Source organism: Streptomyces sp. NPDC048479 (assembly GCF_040651435.1).
Taxonomy (GTDB): Bacteria; Actinomycetota; Actinomycetes; order Streptomycetales; family Streptomycetaceae; genus Streptomyces.
In genome coordinates this window covers 1-22,668 of the sequence record NZ_JBEZKA010000047.1, presented here as the reverse complement: position 1 = coordinate 22,668, position 22,668 = coordinate 1, and the positions used below count along the sequence as shown (strand labels likewise).

Below are 22,668 nucleotides of genomic sequence, written 5' to 3'. Positions count from 1 at the left end.
GGTGTCGGTGTCGGTGCCGGTTCCGGTTACTGGCGCTGGACACCGACCGTGTGTGTCCCTTTACGTCCCGCGTCTCATCGACCACCAGCATCGCCTGACTGTCGTGCAGATGCTCCACCGTGTAGCCGCACACCTCGTAACGCACCAGATCGGCATTCCGTTTGGCCCGGCCGAGCAGGTGCTGTACCCGGTCCGGAGTCGCCTATGCGGGCGGCAGCGTGCAGCAGTCGGTAGCGGAGTTTCTTCGGCTCGGCAGTGGCCAACTCGCTGTCCAGCAGGAGTGCCTGGGGCCAGGCGATCAGGTCGATGGCTGCCAGGGTCAACTTCAGCGACGCTGCGCTGATCCCGAAGCTCAAGCGGCGCCGCCGCCACCGCAAGAGCGGCAAGACCACGTTCAAGACCGTGTACGCGGTCACCAGCCTGCCCGCTGAGCCGGCCGACCCGGCCCGACTCGCCTCCATGATCCGCGGTCATTGGGCTGTGGAATCCCTGCACCACATCCGCGATGCGACCTTCGGCGAGGACGGCTCCCAGCCTCGTACCGGCAACGCGCCCCGCGCCCCGCGCCACGGCGACCTGGCGCCACCTTGCCATCGGCGCCCTGCGCGCCGTCGGATGCTGCAACATCGCAGCCGCCCTGCGCCGAAACGCCCGCGACGCCTTACGCTCACTGGCCTTACCCGGCATCGCGAGCACGTGACCACGAACCAGACATCACGACTTCACGGCGAAGCCCTGACTTGGCGAGGCCGGCCCGTTCCGCGATATGCTTGAAAGGCATCCATGCGCCCGCCGGTCCTTCCTCGAGCAGTTCGACCGCAGCGGCCAAAATCGATTCTGTCGCTCGTGGTTGTGCCGCTACCAGCGCGCATCGCGACCCGTCGACATTCGACGAGTGTATCGAGCCGAATGTCCGCAATCGAAAACGTATGTTCGCAGCCCTACCTGCAAAAAATGAGATCGAGGAGATGCTAGCGGCGCCACGCGCTGGTTGATCGAGTTCGGTAGGCGGTCCGTCGCACGATTATCGTCGTGAGGGAGATCAGTCCCCATGGACCTCAACACCATCACCGAAGTCATCCGGCGACCGTCCGATCGACCGGGCGTGGACTGGCGCGAAGGCGACGCTTGGCTCGCAGGCGGAACGTGGCTGTTTTCCGCGGAGCAGCCAAGCCTGCGCCGCCTGATCGACCTGACAGCGTTGCGTTGGGATCCCCTCTTCCCGAGCGACGCGGGCCTCGAAATCGGCGCAACGTGCACCATCCGCGACCTGTATGCCTTTGCGCCGCTAGGTGATTGGATCGCGGGCACCCTTTTCGCGAGAAGCTGCGAGGCGTTCTTGTCCTCGTTCAAAGTCTGGAACTCGGCGACCGTCGGCGGAAATATCTGCATGTCTTTGCCTGCCGGCCCAATGATCACGCTGACGGTCGCACTCGAGGCAAAGTACGAGCTGTGGGCTCCTGACGGGTCCGCGCGCGTCGTCGATGCCCTCGATTTCGTGACCGGCAACAATCGGAACATTCTTACTCCCGGGGAAATCTTGCGGCGCATCGACATTCCAGCGCGTGCCCTGAGGAAACGCACCGTGCACCGCCGCTTCACGCTGACCCACCTCGGCCGTTCGACGGTATTCCTCATCGGTACTCAAACGCCAAAAATGAGCGACCTGTTGCTCACCGTCACAGCCGGCACGACACGGCCTGTGCGTATTGCTTTCGACGCCATGCCCGATACCCGAACTCTCCAGCAGAGCATCGACGTTATCCCAGCCGACGTCTGGTTCGCCGATCCCAACGGGTCCCCCGACCACCGTCGCCATCTGACAAAGCACTTCGCGGAAGAGATTCGTCGCGAACTCATAGCTGGGGGCCTGGCATGACATACATCGTGAACGGCACGAGCTTCGACGAAGAACCAGACCCCGGCCAGTGCCTGCGCACATTCCTCCGCTCACTCGGCCTCTTTGGCGTCAAAAAGGGTTGCGACGCAGGCGATTGCGGCGCATGCACGGTGTGGTTGGACGGCAGTCCGGTGCACAGCTGCATCACTCCTGCTTTCCGCGCGGACGGTCGCGAGGTGACTACGATCGAGGGTCTCGGATCACCCGGCAACCTGCATCCAATGCAGCGACAGTTCCGCGACGCCCCGGGGTTCCAATGCGGCTTCTGCACCGCAGGGATGATCATGACGTCGGCAACGTTCACCGAGGCCCAGAAAGAAGACTTGCCATGGGCGTTGAAAGGCAACCTCTGCCGCTGCACCGGCTATCGAGGGATCGAGGATGCCGTGAAGGGCGTCGCCGGCGTAGAGACAGCCGCGCCAGGAAAGGCCGTCGGGACGAGCGTCAGTGCGCCGGCAGCCAACGACGTGGTAACCGGTCGCGCCGAGTTCACGATGGACACCCACATCGAAGGCATGCTGCACCTCAAGGTGCTGCACTCACCACACGCGCACGCCCGGATCGTCTCGATCGACAAGACCGCTGCACTCGCAGTTCCCGGCGTGCATCGGGTCTACACCTGGGAAGATGTGCCGCGCAAGCCTTTTACTACAGCGATCCACACCGACCATCTTGTCGATCCGGAAGACACCTTCATCCTCGACAACACGGTTCGCTTCGTCGGCCAACGCGTCGTTGCGGTCCTGGCCGACACGGTCGGGGCGGCAGAAGAAGGCTGCCGAAGGGTCGTCGTCGAATACGAGGTAATGCCGGCAGTATTCGACCCCGAAGGGGCAATGGCCGAGGGGGCGCCACAGCTGCACGGCGCGGACGATCCATTCGTCCGTGATCCCGTCCACAACATCTTGCTCGAGATCCATTCGCACATTGGCGACATCGACGCAGGGTTCGCCGAAGCAGACCTGATCCACGAAGGCACATACTTCTCACCGCGAGTACAACATGCGCATCTCGAGACCCACGGCTCCATTGCCTGGATGGAGAACGGTCGTCTGAACGTCCGCACCAGTTCGCAGTCACCGTCGATCGGGAAAGTCAAACTCGCCCATCTGTTCGCGCTGCGCCCGGACCAGCTCCGCGTGTTCTGCAAACGCGTTGGCGGCGGCTTCGGCGGCAAACAGGAAGTGATCTCGGAGGATCTGGTCGCGCTCGCCACCCTGGACACCGGGCGACCTGTCTGCTTCGAGTACACCCGCGAGGAGGAGTTCACAACGGCCTCGCCACGGCATCCGATGACGTTGACGGTCAAGCTCGGCGCGAAGGCAGACGGAACACTCACGGCGTTCCAAGTCCGCAATGTGTCGAACACGGGCGCCTATGGCAACCACGGCGGCGAAACGCTGTATGCAGGCGGCGCTGCCGTCATGATCTACCGCTGCCCCAACAAGAAGTACGACGGGTTCTCCGTCTATACGAACACCGTTCCGGGCGGGGCACTGCGCGGTTACGGGATGACGCAACCGGCGTTCGCCGTGGAATCGGCGATGCATGAACTGGCACTCGCGTTGCACATCGATCCGCTCGAACTGCGACGTCGCAATATCGTGCGACCGGGTGATCCGCTCGTCGCCATGCATGACGGCCCCGACGACGTGATGTTCACCGAGGACGGACTCGCGAAGTGCATCGATCTAGTGGATGACGCCATGGCCCGTACAGCAGATCAGCCGTCCCCCGGCCCCGGGTGGCTCGTCGGGGCCGGCGTCGCGAGTTCATTGCACGAGACCGCGCCCCCAACCGAACACATCTCCGAGGCCTGGGTCACGCTTGGCGACGACCTCATGTACGAGTTGGCCGTCGGAACTGTCGAATTCGGCGAGGGTACGTCGACCGCGCATGTCCAGATCGCGGCCAACCAGCTGGGCACGACGCCGTCGCGGATTCGCCTGGTGCAATCCGATACCGACCGCACGGGATTCGACAGCGGCGCCTTTGCGAGTGCTGGCCTTTTCGTGTCGGGCAACGCGGTACTTCGAGCGGCCAATGCTGTGCGCGACCGCATTCTGGAATTTGCTGCCGTGCACACGGGTGTCCATCTCGTGATGTGCTCGATGGACGACGAGGTTGTCGTCTGCGGCGACCAGCGCGTGTCATTGGCTGAGCTCGTCGCATTGGCCCGAGCGCGCGGAATTCGATTCACCGCCGCCCGCAAGGCCTACGGCTCACCCCGAAGCGTCATTTCCAATACGCAGGGGTTCCGAATCGCTGTCCATCGGGTGACGGGTGAGATCCGTATCCTTTACAGCGTCCAGGCGACCGACGCCGGCGTAGTCATCAACCCCGCGCAAGTCCAGGGACAGGTAGAAGGCGGTGTCGCCCAAGGAATCGGCTTCACATTGACCGAGAATTACCACGTCGACGCGAACGGTGTCATGGTCAACCCGAACTTTCGCAACTACCGCATCCCCACCTACGCCGATATCCCCCGCACCGAGGTGCTCCTGGTGGACTCGGCGGATTCCGTTGGGCCCATGCGGTCGAAGGGTATGGCGGAATGCTGTATCAACCCGGTGGCCCCCGCGTTGGCGAATGCGCTCCACGACGCCACGGGCGTCCGCTACCGCGCGCTGCCCCTGACTCCGGAACGAATTTACAGCCGGCTCAGCGAAAACCAGTCGGTGCCGACGGCCTGAGCAAATGAACACCGAAAAGCTCCAGGACGCCGGGGCGACGGTAGTCATCGGTCAGCAGGTTCTGCCCGGACTGGAGCGGAAGTACGAAACGTGGCAGGAGAACGTCAAGGCCGCTGCCGCCGACTACTCCGAGGGCGGCGACGCTTCACGACCACGAGATCGAAGCCTGTGACGTCGGCGAAGTGCGCTTGTGGCACTACGAACCGTGAGTATGGGTGGATCTCACCAGCGTCCAGACTGAGCGTCAAGGGAGCACATAGCCAGGGTCAGCCCAGCCTGTGCTTTTCGCGCCGGCTCCTGGGCCTGGACGACCTGTGGGTCCTCAACTGATGGAGGACGCGCTGAACTAGAGCCTGTTGCGAGCTGGTCAACAGCCGCTGGTTGACGCACGACCGTGCCGTCGCAACAGCACGATCGACGGGCCGGACCGAGGTGAGGCCCAGGTCCCGCCCGTCCTTTCATCCTTACAGATCGAGCTGGTACTGGAGCGCCTCGTGCGTGGGGAGGTAGCCGAGGCTGTCGTTGATGTGTCTCATGTACGTGTTGTCGTCGGCGGTGTCGGTCAACAGGCCGTCGAGGTCCGGGTAGTGCCCATGGGCCTGGCTGATCGACTCAGCCTTCATCCATCGGCCGAGGCCGTGCCCGCGGTGTTCGGGCAGCACGCCAGTGCCGTAGTGCTGGCCATCGCCCTTGCCGTTGCCGGGCACGACCAGTTCTGTGAACCCGGCGATCGAGCCGTCGGACTTGTCGATGGCGACGACAGTGTGCAGCAGATCGCCGCGCTCTTCGACGGCCTGCGCCACGGCCCGGACCCGGTCCACGTCCCAGGTCACGGTGCCGTAGTCGGTGTCGTCCATCGGCATGTCGTCCATGGCGCGGCGTGAGGCGGCGAACGTCTGGGCGATGTCGTCGGGAACGGTTCCCTGCCATGACGCCAGCCGGTAGCCGGGACGCGGGCGCTCAATGATCTCGGCGAGGGTGGTGATGTCCACGTCGGCCAGTGACAAGCGGGTGAACCTCAGCGTGAGGACCTTGCGGAAGCCTCGGGCCGACAGAAACCGGTCGCCAGGCGATCCGGCCTCGGTCTGTGCGATGACGCAGCGTCTGGCGTCGTCGCGGGCGGCCGCCACAGCGATGTCGAGCAGCCGGGAACCGACGCACTTGCGCCGCTCCACGGCATGGACATGGACAGTCAGTTCGGCCAGGTGCCTCTGCCCGGCATCGGCGAACAGGCGTAGAAAAGCTGTCCCGACGGGTATGGCATCGGCGTCGCTCGCCAGCCAAACTAGACGTCGGCTGTACAGGCTGCCATCGGGGTCGGTCAGTGGGGTGATGTGAAGCGACAAGGTGTCTCCGCCGTGAGGAGGTGGCAAATTTCAGTACGCGGAATCAACCGCTGGGCACTCCTGCGCATGTGCTCCACACCTCCTTGTCAACGCCGCTGGTCCGGAACAGCAGGGACGTCCGGGAGAACGTATCTGCTCCGCGGCCCCTCTGCAAAGGGGTATCGGGGGCTGTTGCGACCGCGTGGTCACAGCCACTCGCCAATGGCCTCGACCAGCACGGTCGCCTCGTAGCGGACGGCGGGCTCGTTGTATCTCGTGGCCACGGCCCGGTGGCGCTTGACGGGTTGATTCCGCACTCAGCTTCTGCGAATTTGCCCCACGGTTCTCTGGAGTGCGGTCAAGGTCAATGAGAAGCGGCGCCTGTGATCACTGGGGCGTCGCGTTCCCTTGTGCGATAGCGTCGAACTGTTTCCCGCCTTGAACAGCCGCCCCACATCTGGTGACAAGGAGACTGAGTGTCCCGCGCACTGCGGCAGTTGGCTCTGCCGGCCGCTGCCGTTCTGCTGGCCTGCTCGGCCTGTACTGGCTCGACGCCGACAGGCAAGCCCACCTCCCACACCACTGCCTCACCGGGCGCGGCCGGCGTCGGTGACACGCTCTTTCCCCGGCTGGGCAACGGTGGTTACGACGTTGCCCACTACTCCCTCACTCTCGCCTACCAGCCCGACGAGAACATGCTGAAGGCCACAGCAGTGATCACTGCGCGGGCCACCCAGGCGCTGAGCTCCTTCAACCTGGATCTGCACGGTCTGGCCGTGCGCAATGCCACGGTCAACAAGCATGTGGCACAGACCGTGCGCCGCGGTGACGAGCTGGTAGTGACGCCAGCAGCCACAGTCGGCCGAGGCCAGAAGTTCACCACCGTGATCGTCTACGACGGTGTGCCGGAAACCATTGAGGACTCGAAAGGGGCGACGGATGAGGACTCGAAAGGGGCGACGGAAGGCTGGATGGAGACCGACGACGGTGCGGTGGGGCTGGGAGAACCCACTGGATCCATGGCCTGGTTCCCCGGCAACCATCACCCCTCCGACAAAGCCGGCTATGACATCACCATCACCGTCCCCGAGCCATTGGAGGCCATCTCCAACGGCACGCTGAAACACCGCACAGCGAAAGGAGGATGGGCGACATATGAGTGGAGCAGCCCTGAGCCGATGCCCAGCTATGCCGCAACCGTCGCGGTCGGCGACTTCGACATCAGCGAGACCGCGAGCGGTGGCCTGCCCGTGTATGTGGCGACAGACCCAGACGAAAAGGCCAAGGCGCGGCGCATACCTTCGCTGGTGAGCGAAGCGACCGCCTGGGCCGCCACGCGATTCGGCCTCTACCCGTTCGCATCCACCGGTGCCATCGTCGACCACTTCCCCGACCTGGACTACGCCCTCGAAACACAGACCAGGCCCTACTTCCACAAGGCCCCGGACGACAAGCTGGTCATCCACGAGATCGCTCACCAGTGGTTCGGCAACTCGGTGACGCCCCGCTCGTGGAAGGACATGTGGCTCAACGAAGGCTTCGCCACCTACGCAGAATGGCTGTGGGAAGAAGAACAGGACGGCAACACAGCCCAGGAGACCTTCGACGCCTTCTACAACGGCACTCACCCGGAGAGCGAAGGCATCTGGGACTTTCCCCCGGCAGCTCCGCCCGCTCCGGAACAGGTGTCTGACCCGCCGGTCTACGGCCGAGGAGCCATGACCCTGCATCAACTCCGCAAAGCAGTAGGCGACCAGACCTTCTTCTCCATTCTGCGAACGTGGACTAAGGAGCACCGGCATGGAGGCGCCCAGTCGGCGGACTTTATCGACCTGTGCCGCAAAAAGTCCGGGCTGGCCCTCGATGCTCTGTTCAACGATTGGCTCTACAAGCCAGGAAAGCCGTCCCGGGCACGGCCTTGAACCGATCGTTTCTGCGGTGAATCCGACCACCGGCATCGGTGAGCGCTCTGTTCGACGGGGGGTCGTCCCTTCCTGGTCGCCTGCGACCATTAGCGAATGGTCTGGATTCGTGCGGTCGCGGTCGCCACAGCCACCGGCTTGCCGTCGGTGCCGATGAGCTCGCCGGCGAGGAAGCACACGTCCTTGCCGCGCTGCACGATCCGTCCGCGCCCCAGAAGCCGTCCGGGGCGGGCTGGACGGAGGAACTGAACATGGGGATCGAGAGTCGGCGCGAACTGGTTTTCCGGCAACAGCCGACGGCGGATCGCGTGTCGCCGGTCCAGTTCTCGTTGCGCGCAGCATCGCCGGTGGGTGCCGCGCGGTCCGCGTCGCACCCCGGACGAGATGGTGTGATTCGCCGTCCCATGCAGCCGACGCGAGGGGCGCCGTCGGCCTGCGCTCGGTTCATTGATGAACCGCTGACGTGGTGTCGGTCAACTTTGACGTCGTCCTGACGGGGCGCGTCATGAACTCGTGAAGATGCGGCCACCACGCGACAAGAAGGCGCCAGCGCCAAGCAAGGCCGGCCGGATACGGGTCCACCCTGCGCGGACCTGGAACAAAGGAGCTCACCCGCATGTCCGCCATGACCACCGAGACCAGCACCGCGCCCAGTGCTGAGGAGCCCCCCGATACTGGGACCCGTCACAAGCTGACCGCTGTCACCGGCCTCGCCGCGCTGTCCCTCGACGCGATGGCTTCGGTCGCGTACGGGCCCGAGGCGATCGTGCTGGTCCTGGCCGCCGCCGGCGGCTACGGGCTGGGCTTCACACTCCCCGTCACACTCGCCATCGCGGGACTGCTTGCGGTGTTTGTTGCCTCGTACCGGCAGGTGATCGCGGCCTTCCCGGACGGGGGTGGGAGCTACGCGGTGGCCAAGGCGCATCTGGGAGCCCGTACGAGCCTGGTCGCCGCCGCGTCCCTGGTCCTGGACTACGTGCTCAATGTGGCCGTCGCGGTCACTGCGGGCGTGGCCGCGCTGACTTCGGCCTTCCCGGAGCTGTACGGCGACCGGCTATGGCTGTGCCGCGGCGTGCTGGTCCTGATCACAGCGGTGAATCTGCGCGGGATCGTGGACTCGGCGCGTGCGTTCATCATGCCGACAGTTGTCTTCATCGGCTCGATCCTCGTGCTCATCGCCGTCGGCCTGTTCCGCGACGCCCCCCTCTCCACCGAGGCGGCTCTCGGTCACGCCTCCGTTCTCGCCGACAACGCCACCACCGTCGGCGCACTGCTACTGCTGAAGGCATTCGCCTCCGGCTGCTCGGCGCTGACCGGCGTCGAGGCCATAGCCAACGCCGTACCCTCGTTCCGCGCTCCCGCCGCGCCCAGCACGCGGAGGTCGCGCTCGGCGCCCTGCTCGGCGTGATCTGATCGGCCTGTCCGTACTGATCTCCCGCTTCGGACTGCAGCCGGTGGAGGCGTGACCGTACTCGCGCAGCTCGCCGATGCGTCTGTTTCGGCCACAACTGGGCTTTCTACGTCATCCAGTTCGCGACCATGACGCTGCTCGCGCTCTCCGCCAACACCTCCTTCGGCGGTCTGCCGGTGCTGCTGAAGCTGCTCGCCCGCGACAGCTACCTGCCGCACGTCTTCGGGCTGAAGGCCGACCGGCAGGTCCACCGACACGGTGTGCTGACCCTCGCCGGTGCCTCCGCCGCGCTGTTGGTCTTCTCCGGTGGCGACACCAACACCCTCGTGCCGCTGTTCGCGATCGGCGTCTTCGTCGGCTTCACCATCGCGCAGACCGGCATGGTGCTGCACTGGCGGCAGGAGCGCGGCCCGAAGTGGGCGTGCAAGGTACTGCTCAACGGACTGGGCGCGGTGCTCACCGGAGTCAGTGCGGTCGTCGTCACCGCCACCAAGTTCCACGATGGCGCCTGGCTGATCGTGGTCGCCCTGCCCCTGCTGGTCGCCGTGTTCGAGTGCATCCATCGTGCGTACGGGAAGATCGGCGAACGCCTCGGCGTCGGCCGCATCCCCGAACCGCCGCACTGTGAGCGTTCGTTGATCATTGTTCCGGTCTCCTCTCTGACCCGTCTCACCAGCGAGGCCCTGACGGCGGCGGTGTCCCTGGGCGACGAGGTCCGGGCGGTCACGGTCTGCCACCCGGACGCGGAGGACCGCGCCCGGACAGAGGCGTTGGAGCGCGACTGGGCGCTGTGGAACCCGGGCGTGGAGCTGGTGCGCGTGTGGTCGGACCGCCGCACGCTGGGCCGCCCGGTCGCCGCGTACGTACGGGAGTTGGCGGCGGCTGAGCCCGGCGCCCGGGTCACCGTGCTGATCCCGGAGGTCGAGCCCGCGCATCTGTGGCAGCGGGTTCTGCAGAACCAGCGTGGTGCGGTCGTGGCGCATGCGGTGCGTCGTGACACGGACGCGGTGATCTGCAGGCTCCGCTTCCGGCTTGACTGAAGCATCTGTTGTCGGAGGCGGCGGGGCGAAGCGGGCTGTGGGCCGGCGCGACCCGTTGTCGGTGCCGTCCGTCATGATCGGAAACATGAACGAGATCGACACGGCCGCACCCCGGACCCCCCGCACGTGGAGCGGATTCGCCGCATCTGCCGCCCTGCAAGGTCTCGTCGGGGCCTCAGGCTGCTGGAACGACGACTCCTTCGCCGACATCAGGCGCATCGGCCGCTACATCGAAGGCAGTTGGGCGCCCGAGCCGGGCGAACGGGAGGTCCGTCCGCCCGCGGCGGGCAGCTGGACGGAACTCATAGGGCGCACGGGCGCACTCGCGCTGCGCGCGGCCGCCCCCGCGACCAGGCCGGAGCGCCGCGAGGTGCTGCTCGACTTCCTGGAGATGTGGGCACGGACGCCGTTCGCCGACCCGGCCTACCGTTTCCGCCTGGGCCGGCTCGCCGGAACGACATCGTTCACCGTCCGCGACCACCAGGGCGCCTCGTTCGGCCTGCACCTGCCGGCCGCGCGCGAGACTCGCTACTTCGAGGCCGTGCTCCCCGGCGGCGAGGCCGCCCCCCGTCCCGAGGAACCGCTCTACGTCGTGGACTGCCACCGTGGTTGGGGCACCCCGGGGCAGCTGCTGCGCCTGGTGGAGCTCGTCCGGGAGCGCGGCCCGGTCGCCTGGGACGTGGACGCGGCCCTCGCCCTGAGCGAGGCGACCGGCCTGAGCCGCCCCGCTGCGGCCCTCGTCCTGGCCGGCAACCCCGGTGCGGGCGGCTACTACCAGCCCTTCCTCGACGAGCACGAGCGCGCCGCGTTCGGCTTCAAGACCGGCGAACTCGAATCGGCGCGCGCCGAGTTGTCGATGCTGCCCGACGATGAGCGGCTCGCTCTGCTCGCCGACGTGATGCCCGCGGACCCCGTGGACCTGTGGGGGCCGGGCGGCCTCGCCCGCGTCGCGGAGCGCACCGCCGTGGCCTGGACGGAGCAGCACGGCGCCCGTCCGCACGCGCCGTGGAGCACCTGGCAGGCCGCGGTCGCCCTGGAGACCCGGATGCCGGCGACCCACCTGTGCCACCTGTTCCTCGACCCGGCGAACGCCACCCTGCCGCCGGGCTTCTACCTGCGGGTCTGGCCCTGCCCGTCCGAGCACCGCCACCTGCGCACCGCGTGGGACGTCATGGGCGACTACGACGCCGTGACCGTCGCTGACGCCGTCTTCGCCGGCCTGCCGTGGGCGTACGCGGACCTCCCCGCCGGGGACCCCCTACGCACCGGGGCGCCGGAGGCCGTCCACCACCTGCGCAAGGTGCTGGCCGGCCGCGACTCACCGGCCCGGGTCCTCCGCTCGGGCGTGATCCGCGGCAACCGGGGGAGCCGGCGCTGGGACTGGCTCGCGGACGGCACCTGCGACCGCGTCATAGCCCGCATCACCGCCGACGACCTGCCTCCGGGCCGCTACGAGTCCGACCCGCGCGCCTGCGCCCCCGACCTGGTCGCCGACGTCGCCGCCACCCTCGACCTGCCCGAGGACGCCGCCGCCCTCTACCTCCAGCTCCTGCTGCTCCCCGTGCCGTCGGACCGCAACGTGCGGCGCTGGAACGCCTGGACACCGGCCCGCCACAAGGCGGCCGCGGCGGAGCTGGTGGCGCGCGGACTGGTGGTGGAGGACCGCCGGGCCCGCGCGGGACGCACGCTCTTCCTGCCCGGCCCGTGGGCGCACGCCAAGAAGCCGCTGCCGCCGATGGAGTCCTGGAAAGCGCCCCTGATCGGCGCGCAGCTGAGCGCCGACGGGAGCGAGGTGAGGGCTTTCGAGCTGCTCACGGGCACGCTCCCCGAGCTGTTCACCGGGGCCTGGCGGCTGGTCCGCAGGGGGGAGGGGCCGACGGCCTGACCGGTGGCGGTCTGGGAGAGCGACTCCAGGCGCCCGGAGTGCGGCCCGCGCCGCCCTCCGGGCCGACCGTGCGGGCGATCTCCCCTCGACCGCCCCCATGGTGCACGCCCCGGAGGTCGCCGGTCGCGACCACGCAGTGCGGATGTGGACCACGTTCGGGCATACCCGAGCCTTGCGGTGCAGCATCCGCCAGGCTGTCGATGCCGCTGGCCACCACTGCTTTCGCAATCGACGCGCCGATACCGTCGTGGGGCCTCGAAGACGTCCACCGCCGCATAGCCGGTTCAGTCGCCCGCCTTGACCGGAACTTCTGCATGCTTGTCGGTTCGTACTCGCCGGCCAGGGCGGATCCGACGCCGTCACCGGCCGGCAACGCCCTGCTGATGAGGGTCGATGCCGGGCATCGAAAGAGGCTGGGAACGGGTGATTCGCCGCCCGAGACGTCTCTGCACCCGCGGGCCGCATGCCTCAAGTCGGTGATCGAGTGCCGGGTACTAGCGGGCACTGCCGATGTTGCGATCGGCGTCGGAGCCCTGGAGCATCAAGGTGGTCTCCTCGATGCGACTGAATCGGCCGTCGGGTGCAAGCTCGGCGAACACGTAAACCTCCATGCTCACCGTCGAGTCGTCCTTCTTCGTGATGTGCACGGTGTGCCGGTCGGCGTACTTGCTGCCGTCATACAGCTCGTCGTGAACCTCGACGTGGCCGCCGGCGACGATGGTGCGCACGTGGGTGATGTGCTCGACGAATCCGGCGCGGTCGTCCCACTGCCCGTCGGTGCGCTGGCGGTACTCCGGGGTGAAGTGGCGGTCGGCAGCCTCCTGCACGGTGAGGTCGCTGCTGAAGATCAGATCGGTGAGGGCGGCCTTTATGTCAGTGCGGATCATGGGACTTCCCTTTCGAGGACGAGAATGAGAAATGCGTGCGCCTCGCACGCTTCATCTTCACTGTAGCAGGCGATGCGTGCGCAGCGCACGCTATTCTTGGAGTGTGGAGAACGAGGTAGGACACGAGATCGCAGACGCGCTGGGCATCTTGCTGCGGCGCATCACTCGCGCACAGCTGCACAAGAAGCTCACCAAGGGCATGGGCGAGGCGGTGGACGAACTGACGTACCCGGTACTCAGCGCACTTGCCCGGACCGGACCCCGCAGCGCGGCCGACCTGGCCCCCGACGTCGGAGTCGACCGCTCCGGCGTCACCCGCCGCGCCTCCCGGCTGGAGGCCGCCGGCCTTATCCGTCGCGAGACGGACCCCACCGACCGACGCGCACACCTACTCGTCCTCACCGAGCAGGGCGAACTCGTAGTGGCAGAACTGCGAACACGTCTGGCTGCCCACATCGTGGCGAGCCTGTCCTCGTGGCCGCCGGGCGAAGCCGAGACATTCGCTCACCACCTGCGCCGCTTCACAAGCGATGGCCCGTTCACATGACTTGGCCGCGTTGGCGTTGTCGTCGTTCTGGCAAGCCGTCAGGGACAGCCCGCCACGACGCGACGGTGGCGGCGTGGGTACGGCCCTCGGATCGCGTCATGCCCCTTCTTCTCGGGACTTGACAGACGACAGCGGTCCGCGAGGGGCGAGACATACCACCTGCCGAGATCGGGCACGACCTCCTGCTCGCCCACGACCCGAGGAACCCTCAACATCAGGCGGCGCCTATCCCTACCTGCGACGTCCCGTGGTTTCGGGGGTGAAGAGCCCGTGAGATTGCCAGGAATACCTGGGGGTGGCTACGTGGTGTTCTTCCGGTGGCGTTTGTCGATGACCGGGGGAGGGACTCTGAAGGCAGGTCGGAGATCGAAGTCGATGAAATTTGGTTCTGGCTCAACTTCTGTGACTCGTCCACTCTGAGTGACTGCTCAGCCTCTTCGGGAGGTACGCGAAGGAGCCCGAAATTGAGCCGTGGGCTGGGTGGTTGGGCCGACAGTTCGGGTCCAGGGAAGAGGTCGTGCTCTGGCTGCAGGAGCTGTTGTTCCCGTCGATTGCGGACGTCGCAGTGCTGTCGATAGACGTGAACATCAAGATCGTCCGAGTTGACGCGCAATGCACCATGGACGGCGCAGTGTGCCCGGCGTGCGGGAACTGGTCGAGCCGGGTTCACGGTTCCTACCTGCGGTTCCCCACTGATGTGCCGATCGCCGGACGAAGCGTTGTTCTTCAACTGCGGGTCCGCCGCTTCGCCTGCGGGAACGCAGGGTGCGGGCGTCGTACCTTCGTCGAGCAGATACCCGGGCTGACCCGTCGGCACGGCCGGCGGACCGAGCGTCTGCGTTCCGCTCTGGCCGTGGTCGGTCTCGCCTTGGCAGACCGGGCCGGTGCCCGACTGGCCTCCGCTCTTGGGATGTCCGTCAGCCGGAGCACGGTCTTGCGCCTGGTCGACTCGCTCCCAGCGCCGGAGGTTCCGGCACCTCGGGTGGTCGGCGTCGATGAATACGCCACCGCAAGGGTCGCCGCTACGACACCGTGCTCGTGGACGTCGAAACCCGCCGCCCCATCGACCTGCTGCCCGACCGGGGCGTCCAGCCTGGCCGCCTGGCTGGCTGACCGGCCAGGAATTGAGGTCGTTTGCCGCGACCGGGCGCCCTTCTTCGCCGAAGGCGCCCGGGTCGGCGCACCACAGGCTGTTCAGGTCGCTGATCGCTGGCATTTGCGGCGCAACCTGGGTGAAGCCGCAGAAAAATGCATCACGCAACACCGCTCCTGCCTGCGCGTACCGCTGTCGCTGCCAGACTCCAGCGAAGCATCAGACAGCGCGACTGATGGGGAGTCGGATTCGCCGTGGCCGACCGGACACCGCTTCGCAGCCCGGACCCGCGACAGGCACGCTTTCATCCACGCGCTCCTGGCTGCCGGCCATAGTCAGCGGGCCATCGCCCGCCGGCTCGGCATGGGCGGAAACACCGTGGCCCGCTTCGCCCGGGCCAATACGCCGGAGGACCTCTTCCGCGGCCAGTGGCAAAGCCGCCGCACCAAGCTGGACGAGTACAAGCCGTACCTCCACGAACGCTGGGCCGAGGGATGCAACAACGCCTGGACGCTCTGGGAGGAGATCAAGGAGCACGGCTACACCGGCGGATACGGAGCTGTCCGCGCACACCTCCGCCCGCTCCGCTCCCACCAGCAGCCCGTCGGGGCCCGGCCGCCCTCCGCCCGCACCATCGCCGCCTGGATGCTCGCCCACCCCGACGGACTTCCTGAACACGAGCGACTGCAGCTCAAGTCCGCGATCGCGCACTGCCCCGAACTCGACGCCCTGGCCCGTCACATCCGCAGCTTCGGGGGCATCCACGCTCAGCTGCGCGGGGAGGAACTCACCGACTGGCTCGCCGCCGTCCGCCAGGACGATCTGCCCAGCCTCCACACTTTCGCCAGCGGACTGGAGCTGGACATCGAAGCAGTCACAGCCGGTCTGACTCTTCCTTGGAACTCTGGTGTCGTCGAAGGCCACCTCAAGGGTCTGTCAAACGAGCGGCTCTGTCGAATTTTCGGTGGTGACGCAGCGTCGCGACTATCCGAGCAGGATGTGGTGGCGGAGGAGCGGGACGTGTGCCCGGCCGTACATTTGTCGCGCCAGCAGCTTGGTCTTCGTGTTGACGCCCTCGGTGGGGCCGTTGCTGACAGGGAGGGTGAGCCCGGCGACGGCGGCCTCCAGGTCGTGCTCGAGCCCCTTGAGGAAGGGGTCGAGCTCGGGCAGGTGGGCCGCGCGGACCTCGGCTGTCCAAGCGCCGAGGTCTTTGCCGCGGCGCTCGGCCATGAGCTCGGCGAACTCGGATACGAGGCGGGCAAGGGCGGTCATCTCGCGGCAGGCAGCGAGGAGTTCACTGAGGTGAGCGCGGTTGGTCTCGGACAGCGCCTCGGGCCGGGTCATGATCCATGAAGTGAGACGGCGCGGGGAGGGCATGATCCTGTCGCCTTCGAGGCGGCCCTGGTTGACGTACTTGTAGAGGAGATTGACGCTGCCGGTGTAACCGAGAGCGCGGATCTCCGCGTAGAGCTGCCGTACCGCTACGCCGGGCTCTTCTGCGCGGCGCCGGCGCAGGTGGTCGCGGTACGGGTCGACCTGGCAGGCTCGGTACTGGGGCGGGCGGCGTAGCCGGTTGGGCTCGGGTGCGCGGGCGTATCGCTTGACCGTGTTCAAGGCGAGGTTCAGTCTGCGAGCGCAGTCCAGCACGCCCACGCCGTTGTCGAGGAGTTCGTGGACGGCATGCCAGCGTTGAAGGGTGGTGCGCTCGCGGGTCAGCTCCCGTCGCTTCGGCCCGGCTTTCGCCCAGCAGGCGCTGTGCGCCGCGACCGCCTTCTCGACTCCCCACGCGAGGCCGTTCCACAGGTGCCAGCGGTCGCTGACCTGCACGGCGTCGGGCAGGGCACGGCGGATCGCCTCGGCGTAGGACTGGGAGCCGTCGCGGCACACGATCTCGGCGCCGGGATGGTCGCGCAGCCACTTCTCCAGAGTGTCGGACAGGCGGTCGGGCAGCACGTCGATCCGCTCGTGCGTCTCGGCGTCGATCAGCCCCGTGGCATAGCAGTGGCGGCGCCGCAGCGCGAAGTCGTTGACACTCAGCACTGGGCACCCTCAGCGCGGGCAGCGGAATGCGGAGCAGGGCGCGCAGCGCGGTGTGATGGGACAGGACCACGCCCAGGACCGACAACAGCCTCGCACCCGCGCGACCTGCTAACTCCCGCACCACAGCGGCAACCTGACTGCTCAAACGCGGCGTGCGCCGCTGATACCTCGCGAGCACCCCGGGCACATGCTCGCGAAAGGTCTGCAGACAACCGCGGGTGGGGCCCACCAAGCGACGCACCCGCACGAGGACGATCACCCGTCGGCCGTCGTCGGCACGTCCGCCACCGTCCGGAGGTGGTAGCCGTGCACCCGCTGAGACGATGCCCCGCAGACCGGGCAGCAGGCCGGGCCATCCGGTGTCCGCGTCCGCACCATGATGCAGACATCTTCGTTCGACAACGTCCTCGATGACGAGCGGCGACAGTCCTGAAAACACCGTGCTCACAAGCTCTTTGACATCCATCACGTGATGTCAAAGAGGCTGCCTACGACGCTGCGTCACCACCGAAAATGCGACAGAGCCGAACGTCTTACAGTCCCCACGTCAACCGCATCAAGATGCTGAAGCGCCAGATGTTCGGCCGTGCCGGCTTTGCTCTCTTGAATAAGCGAGTACTCCTCGCTGCATGACGGGCGGTTGCCCGATTCAGGCGGTGACCTTGGCCGCAATCCTGGTGAGCAGCTTGTCGCGAACGATCGGCCACTCGTCTGTGAGCAGGCTGTAGTACAGCGAGTCACGGCGCGTGCCGTCTTGGCGCACCATGTGGCTGCGTAGCGTCCCTTCGTAGATCAGCCCCAGACGCGTCAAAGCCTGCTGGGACCGCTCATTGAGGTTGTCGGTGCGCAGGGCGATTCTGGTCAGGCCCAGATCGTCGAATGCATGGCCGAAAAGCAAGAGCTTGGATTCGGCGTTGTAAGGGCCTCCCCAGCAGGAGCGATCGAACCATGTCGCACCGATCTCAGCGCGGCCCTGAGCCATGTCAAGCTCGTACAGGCTGGTCGAACCGATCACCGCGCCGTCGGCCAGACGTTGGACCGCAAAGCACTGGCGGGCTGGATCCGCCAGCATCTGGCTGAGCATCGCCCGCATCTGTATCAGGGATTCAGGGCGAGGCCGGGGCATCCACCGCCATACCTCTGGATCTGATGCAGAGGGAAGGAGGGCCTCGGCATGGTCAACAGACAACGGAATAAGGCGAACACTGCGACCAGCGAGAGTGTCGTTACTCATGTCGACACGGTAGCTCTGACGTCACAGACGCACAGGTGAAGCGGTGATCACCGCCGACTTCTCACTCACGGTGTTCGTCTCACAGAGGTTGAGCCAGAACCAAAACTCGTGAACATCACCCGACTGGGGATCCGGTTGCCTCCCACACCCGTAAGCAACTGACTTCAACGACTCGTGAATAAGGCCAGCAGGCCCTCATCGACCGGCTGAACGGCCTGCGGTGAGCATGCCGGTCAGAAGGCGGCGAAGGTGCCCTGGATGGCGTTCTGCTGCCGCTTGCACGACGCACTGCGGTGCACGGAGATCAACATGGGGGTCAGAACTGGCCGAAAGCGATAGCAGAGCTTCGTGAGGTCGTTGAGGGTTGTTCGTGGCGCCCCCGTGGCAATTGTCGAAGAAGCACGGATGTGGCTGACCTGCGGCGATGTAGGCCGCCAGGGTGCCTACTGCCCGGCTTCGTGCGACAGGGCTGTTGCCGGAGGAAGCCGGGCGTAGGTCGATGGTGATCGTCTTCCCAGATCTTGAAACGGCCATGGCCGGGTGTGATGCAAGGATCGGCAGACCGTGGTCGAGGAGTCCCTCGGCGGCGCATCGTTCTTGTCGTGCCCGCAGCTTGATCACCCGCGGGCGTGCTGATCCCGCAGAGAGCAGGCGACGATGGATAACGGCTTCGAACTCCGGGGAACCCACGAAAAAGGAGAGGGTGTTTTCGCCACCCGGCTTTTCCAGATCGATGGGACGGTGATGGTTGGTGTCATCGACCGTGAACTGGACCGCAATCACTCCCACGCCTCCCAGGTGAGTGCGGGGCGTTTCGTGTTGCACGGCGGGCTCGTCTCGAAGGTGAACCACTCGTGTGAACCGAACTGCGGGATCCGCCTCAATGCCAGTGGTGCTCACGACTACGTCGCCCGCGCACCCATCGCCGCAGGCGACGAGATCACTTTTGACTATGCGATGCGGAACTACTCGGTCGACTACTTCGCCGCCCGCTGCAGGTGCGGCTCGCGCCGCTGCCGTGGCCGTATCACCGGCTGGCGGGATCTACCGGCCCAACGCAAAGCGGACTACCACGGCTTTGTCGCCCCCTACCTCATCGAGATCGACCAGGCCCATACGGCCCTGGCCGCCCGCCGAGACAGCCGGGGGTAGCCCGCCCGGCCGTGCGGCGTGAGACCTTCATGACCACGATGACGCTGCGGCCTGTGAGGCCTACGGCCGGTGATCCGGATCGCCCGTACCCTTGGCCGTACCGACATCGGGCTGCCGCCCGGTGGGGCGGCACCATATGGCGGTGCCGAAGACTGGAGGCAACATTTCATGCTGATCGCTCAGCGTCCCACTCTCACCGAAGAGATCGTGGACGCGTACCGCTCCCGGTTCGTGATCGAGCCGCTGGAGCCGGGCTTCGGCTACACCCTCGGCAACTCCCTGCGTCGTACCCTCCTCTCCTCGATCCCCGGCGCCGCCGTCACCAGCATCCGGGTCGACGGCGTGCTGCACGAGTTCACCACCGTGCCGGGCGTCAAACAGGACGTCACCGACCTCATCCTTAACATCAAGCAGCTCGTCGTCTCCTCCGAACACGACGAGCCGGTCGTGATGTACCTGCGCAAGCAGGGGCCCGGCGTGGTCACCGCGGCCGACATCGCCCCGCCGGCCGGCGTCGAGGTGCACAACCCCGACCTGGTGCTGGCCTCGCTGAACGCCAAGGGCAAGCTCGAGATGGAGCTGACGGTCGAGCGCGGACGGGGCTACGTCTCCGCCGTACAGAACAAGCAGCAGGGCCAGGAGATCGGCCGCATCCCCGTCGACTCGATCTACAGCCCGGTGCTCAGGGTCACCTACAAGGTCGAGGCGACCCGCGTCGAGCAGCGCACGGACTTCGACAAGCTGATCGTCGACGTCGAGACCAAGTCCGCGATGCGTCCGCGTGACGCGGTGGCCTCGGCGGGCAAGACCCTGGTCGAGCTGTTCGGTCTGGCCCGCGGGCTGAATGTCGAAGCCGAGGGCATCGAGGTGGGCCCGTCGCCGACGGATGCCGCGCTGTCGGCCGACCTGGCGATCCCGATCGAGGAGCTGGAGCTTACCGTCCGTTCCTACAACTGCCTGAAGCGCGAGGGCATCCACTTGGTGGGTGAGCTCGTTGCGCGCAGCGAGGCGGACCTGCTCGACATCCGCAACTTCGGTGCGAAGTCGATCGACGAGGTCAAGGAGAAGCTGGCCGGTATGGGCCTGGCGTTCAAGGACAGCCCGCCCGGATTCGACCCGACCGCTGCGGCCACCGCCTTCGGCGCAGGCAACGACACGGGCTTCGCCGAGACCGAGCGGTACTGAACCGCTCCGACGGCATCGTCACGCGGCTCATTCTCGGAACGGCCGTGATCAGCGTCCCGCTATCCCGTTCGGCCGTATCTCGGCCGATCCTCAACATCGATTCGTACCGAAAGAGGTACCTGGCGGCATAGGGCTCCCCGCCCGCACCGCACCGGCAGCACGAACGCGACGAGCTGTCCTCGAAGGCGCACGGCCCGCAGCGGAGCCGATCGGGCTGCTCGGCGAAAAGCACGACCGGTGCCGGGTTCCGCAGATGCTCTCACACCAGCAGACGATCCTCTTCCTTGGCTTGGTAGAGGGCCGTCACCGCGGCCCGGAACCACTCAAAGAGCGTTTTATCCAGAACAGGCTGTTTGATTCCGGTTCGCCGATGAGTCAGTGCGGTGCGCCTGGGGGCGGTCGGACTCCGATGTGGCTGGCGGGGTGCGTGACCACGCTGAAAGATCCGTTTGGCTCGCATTACTCCTGCCTCATCCCAAGAAGACCCGAATCGGAGGGAGGGCGAGCCAGTCCGGATGCTGGCAACCCTTCAAGAGTGCCCCGCAGTTCACGCTGGGGCTGCGCTGGATTCGTTTTAGCTAGCAACTACTTAGCAGACGGAAAATGGCCTTGCGTTTCCTCACCCAGTTCGCCCTGTCAGATCTCCCTTGCGAGGCGCTTGGCATTCGAACCAAGTTTTCCGCTACCTCACGGACTGACCATCCGGAGGCGGGGGCAAGACCGTCGCGACCGGCGGGCTATTTTCAAGCCTCTCTTCCGTCACGCCACCAGGTGGCTGCCTGTCACCCGGATTCAGGAAGAGGATCATGAAAACTGCCATTGGTAGATCAGCATTCGCAGGCTTTGCGGCGCTCTGCTTACTCGGAGCCTTGCCGAACAGCGGCCATACTGCAGAAATCGAGAAATCTGCAAGTGATTCAGCACGGCCTGACGCCTTCGACACCTATGTGGTCATGTCGAACGACGCCTACATCGAGAAATTCGGCGCAAAGAAGGCGATAGCAGAGGGTCTGCCGGTTTCCGGCGGTACCCCTTCCGTTGCCAGCGGAACCGCTCATGGACGCAGCACTGTTCCCGACCCGAATATACCGTGGCACCACATCTACTGGACGGCGATTGACTGGGACGGACACGACATTCCCTCGCGTCGCGGCAACGCCGATTTCGGTGTGAAACACGCCTGTTCGAAACACAACGCCTGCGAAAAGACGGTCATAACCGCCGCGTACAACGGGAATGCGGACCGGCATCCCAGGCCCACGCGCTACGAGTACGACACCGTCGTCGCCACCAGCCAGGGCGGCATTCGCCTCACTGTGACGAGTGTCGCCGAACAGGGAACCTACGGGCCAGGCCCCACCGCCCCCACACCCCCGACGGCCGCCCGATCGGCACCGTCACCGTGTTCTGCCGGGGCCAGACGGTCTGCCCCGATTGGGTCAACGACCTGTAAAAATCTGGTAGCTGTGCCAGCAGGCCGAGCCAGGTGTCATGCTTTACCGCATGGACAAACACTTCGCTCGAGTCCTGCTGGCACTGCGCCGTTTCATCGCTGCCCCATTGCCTGGCACCCCATACCGGATTCGCGGTCTGATCCGGATCGAGAATGAGCGGATCCGGGTAAAACTGGGTGGCGAGGGAAATGCAGAGGGATTCATTTCTCTCGATCTCCCCGTCTGCCAGCCCGGCAGCGATGAGCAGTTCGGTGTGTGGTGGTACGTCGCCGCCGTAAGACGATTCGCGCTCCATACTTGCGATACGGCGGAGCGAAACCTTGCCAGCAGAGTCATTGACGGAGTCGACTTGCTTGCGTCCGGTATTCTGCTGCCAGACGGAGAGGTCTCACCCGATGATTCGGTGGACTACATTATTGCCGATCTGGTTGGGGACCCGCTGTGGTACGAGGCCGAGGCATCCGCCTATCCGGAACTGTACGAGCTCACGGGATTCGACTTGCGCAGCCGAGACACGTTGCGCGTCTACCTCCTCTACAAGGGAAGGACGATCGGTGTCGATCTGGCCACGGTGGACTCGGAGAGCGGTGCTCCCCGTAGCGTGAACTGGTGGGCTGCCACGAAGCTTGTTTCAGCCATCGACCCCGAAGACTCCACTCTCCTTGTCCATGAGGACCACGGAGCCGAAGACCCGCACTGCCAGGCCGTCTACGACCTCACCAACTGGGCCTGAGGAGCTGTGTCTGAGGGCTGCATGACAAGGTGAGCCGTGATTCGGTGCAGCTCATGGGCTTGTCGCGTGGGGGGGGTGCGCCCCAAGCGCCGGCAGGGGGGGAGTGGGTGGCGGGGGTTCCCGGGGGGGGCTTGGGAGGGAGGGCGGTGCGGGCGGTGGAGGTCCCG

At 66.1% G+C, this 22,668-nt stretch carries 14 protein-coding genes and 4 pseudogenes; 12 read left to right on the top strand and 6 right to left on the bottom strand.

Annotated features, from left to right (window positions below; translation table 11 throughout):
• Window positions 1–29: 29 nt before the first annotated feature.
• Window positions 30–199, bottom strand: a pseudogene (locus tag AB0D12_RS38025) (IS701 family transposase); the annotation flags it as partial.
• 107 nt (window positions 200–306) lie between these two features.
• Between AB0D12_RS38025 and AB0D12_RS38020 the strand changes: the two are divergent.
• The 4 genes from AB0D12_RS38020 to AB0D12_RS38005 all read left to right on the top strand — a co-directional run bounded on the left by AB0D12_RS38020 (window position 307) and on the right by AB0D12_RS38005 (window position 4,765).
• A complete protein-coding gene (locus tag AB0D12_RS38020) occupies window positions 307–774 on the top strand; it encodes a hypothetical protein (RefSeq protein ID WP_362693770.1) in 468 nt (155 codons plus the stop codon).
• Window positions 775–1,051: 277 nt separating this feature from the next.
• Window positions 1,052–1,879, top strand: a complete 828-nt coding sequence (locus AB0D12_RS38015; protein WP_362693743.1) for an FAD binding domain-containing protein — start codon at window positions 1,052–1,054, stop codon at window positions 1,877–1,879.
• Complete coding sequence (locus AB0D12_RS38010) at window positions 1,876–4,593, top strand: molybdopterin cofactor-binding domain-containing protein (protein WP_362693740.1); 2,718 nt, start codon at window positions 1,876–1,878, stop codon at window positions 4,591–4,593. The genes AB0D12_RS38015 and AB0D12_RS38010 overlap by 4 nt, the downstream gene beginning before the upstream one ends.
• A 4-nt stretch (window positions 4,594–4,597) precedes the next feature.
• On the top strand, window positions 4,598–4,765 hold the full coding sequence (locus AB0D12_RS38005) for a hypothetical protein (protein ID WP_362693737.1): 168 nt from the start codon (window positions 4,598–4,600) through the stop codon (window positions 4,763–4,765).
• 292 nt (window positions 4,766–5,057) lie between these two features.
• Here the strand turns inward: AB0D12_RS38005 and AB0D12_RS38000 are convergent, their stop codons facing one another.
• The gene (locus tag AB0D12_RS38000) at window positions 5,058–5,939 is read right to left on the bottom strand and encodes a GNAT family N-acetyltransferase (protein ID WP_362693734.1); all 882 of its coding nucleotides are present in this window, start codon (window positions 5,937–5,939) and stop codon (window positions 5,058–5,060) included.
• A gap of 455 nt (window positions 5,940–6,394) precedes the next feature.
• Between AB0D12_RS38000 and AB0D12_RS37995 the strand changes: the two genes are divergently transcribed.
• Complete coding sequence (locus tag AB0D12_RS37995) at window positions 6,395–7,840, top strand: M1 family metallopeptidase (RefSeq protein ID WP_362693731.1); 1,446 nt, start codon at window positions 6,395–6,397, stop codon at window positions 7,838–7,840.
• A gap of 89 nt (window positions 7,841–7,929) precedes the next feature.
• Here AB0D12_RS37995 and AB0D12_RS37990 read toward each other — a convergent pair whose 3' ends face one another.
• Window positions 7,930–8,130, bottom strand: a complete 201-nt coding sequence (locus AB0D12_RS37990) for a PaaI family thioesterase (RefSeq protein WP_362693728.1) — start codon at window positions 8,128–8,130, stop codon at window positions 7,930–7,932.
• A 335-nt stretch (window positions 8,131–8,465) separates the two neighbouring features.
• Here AB0D12_RS37990 and AB0D12_RS37985 point away from each other — a divergent pair.
• Both AB0D12_RS37985 and AB0D12_RS37980 read left to right on the top strand, forming a co-directional pair.
• Window positions 8,466–10,291, top strand: a pseudogene (locus tag AB0D12_RS37985) (APC family permease).
• 85 nt (window positions 10,292–10,376) lie between these two features.
• Entirely contained in the window at window positions 10,377–12,176 is a 1,800-nt protein-coding gene (locus tag AB0D12_RS37980; RefSeq protein WP_362693725.1) for a hypothetical protein, read from the top strand.
• Window positions 12,177–12,670: 494 nt separating this feature from the next.
• On the opposite strand, the gene AB0D12_RS37975 is transcribed toward AB0D12_RS37980, so the two are convergent.
• Window positions 12,671–13,063 (bottom strand): nuclear transport factor 2 family protein, encoded by a 393-nt coding sequence (locus AB0D12_RS37975; RefSeq protein ID WP_362693723.1) that lies wholly within the window; start codon window positions 13,061–13,063, stop codon window positions 12,671–12,673.
• A gap of 103 nt (window positions 13,064–13,166) precedes the next feature.
• Here AB0D12_RS37975 and AB0D12_RS37970 point away from each other — a divergent pair, with 103 nt between their 5' ends.
• Both AB0D12_RS37970 and AB0D12_RS37965 read left to right on the top strand, forming a co-directional pair.
• Window positions 13,167–13,610, top strand: coding sequence for a MarR family transcriptional regulator (locus AB0D12_RS37970; protein ID WP_362693720.1), 444 nt, complete (start codon window positions 13,167–13,169; stop codon window positions 13,608–13,610).
• A gap of 517 nt (window positions 13,611–14,127) precedes the next feature.
• Window positions 14,128–15,618, top strand: a pseudogene (locus AB0D12_RS37965) (transposase family protein); the annotation flags it as partial.
• A 69-nt stretch (window positions 15,619–15,687) separates the two neighbouring features.
• Here AB0D12_RS37965 and AB0D12_RS37960 read toward each other — a convergent pair.
• Window positions 15,688–17,209 (bottom strand): annotated as a pseudogene (locus AB0D12_RS37960) (ISL3 family transposase).
• Window positions 17,210–17,392: 183 nt separating this feature from the next.
• Window positions 17,393–17,977, bottom strand: coding sequence for a GNAT family protein (locus AB0D12_RS37955; RefSeq protein WP_362693717.1), 585 nt, complete (start codon window positions 17,975–17,977; stop codon window positions 17,393–17,395).
• Window positions 17,978–18,634: 657 nt separating this feature from the next.
• On the opposite strand from AB0D12_RS37955, the gene AB0D12_RS37950 reads away from it, so the two are divergent.
• From AB0D12_RS37950 to AB0D12_RS37940, 3 genes are all read left to right on the top strand, one after another.
• The gene (locus tag AB0D12_RS37950) at window positions 18,635–19,129 is read left to right on the top strand and encodes an SET domain-containing protein-lysine N-methyltransferase (RefSeq protein ID WP_362693714.1); all 495 of its coding nucleotides are present in this window, start codon (window positions 18,635–18,637) and stop codon (window positions 19,127–19,129) included.
• 168 nt (window positions 19,130–19,297) lie between these two features.
• Entirely contained in the window at window positions 19,298–20,314 is a 1,017-nt protein-coding gene (locus tag AB0D12_RS37945; protein ID WP_362693711.1) for a DNA-directed RNA polymerase subunit alpha, read from the top strand.
• 1,503 nt (window positions 20,315–21,817) lie between these two features.
• Window positions 21,818–22,501 (top strand): hypothetical protein, encoded by a 684-nt coding sequence (locus tag AB0D12_RS37940; RefSeq protein WP_362693708.1) that lies wholly within the window; start codon window positions 21,818–21,820, stop codon window positions 22,499–22,501.
• Window positions 22,502–22,668: the final 167 nt, after the last annotated feature.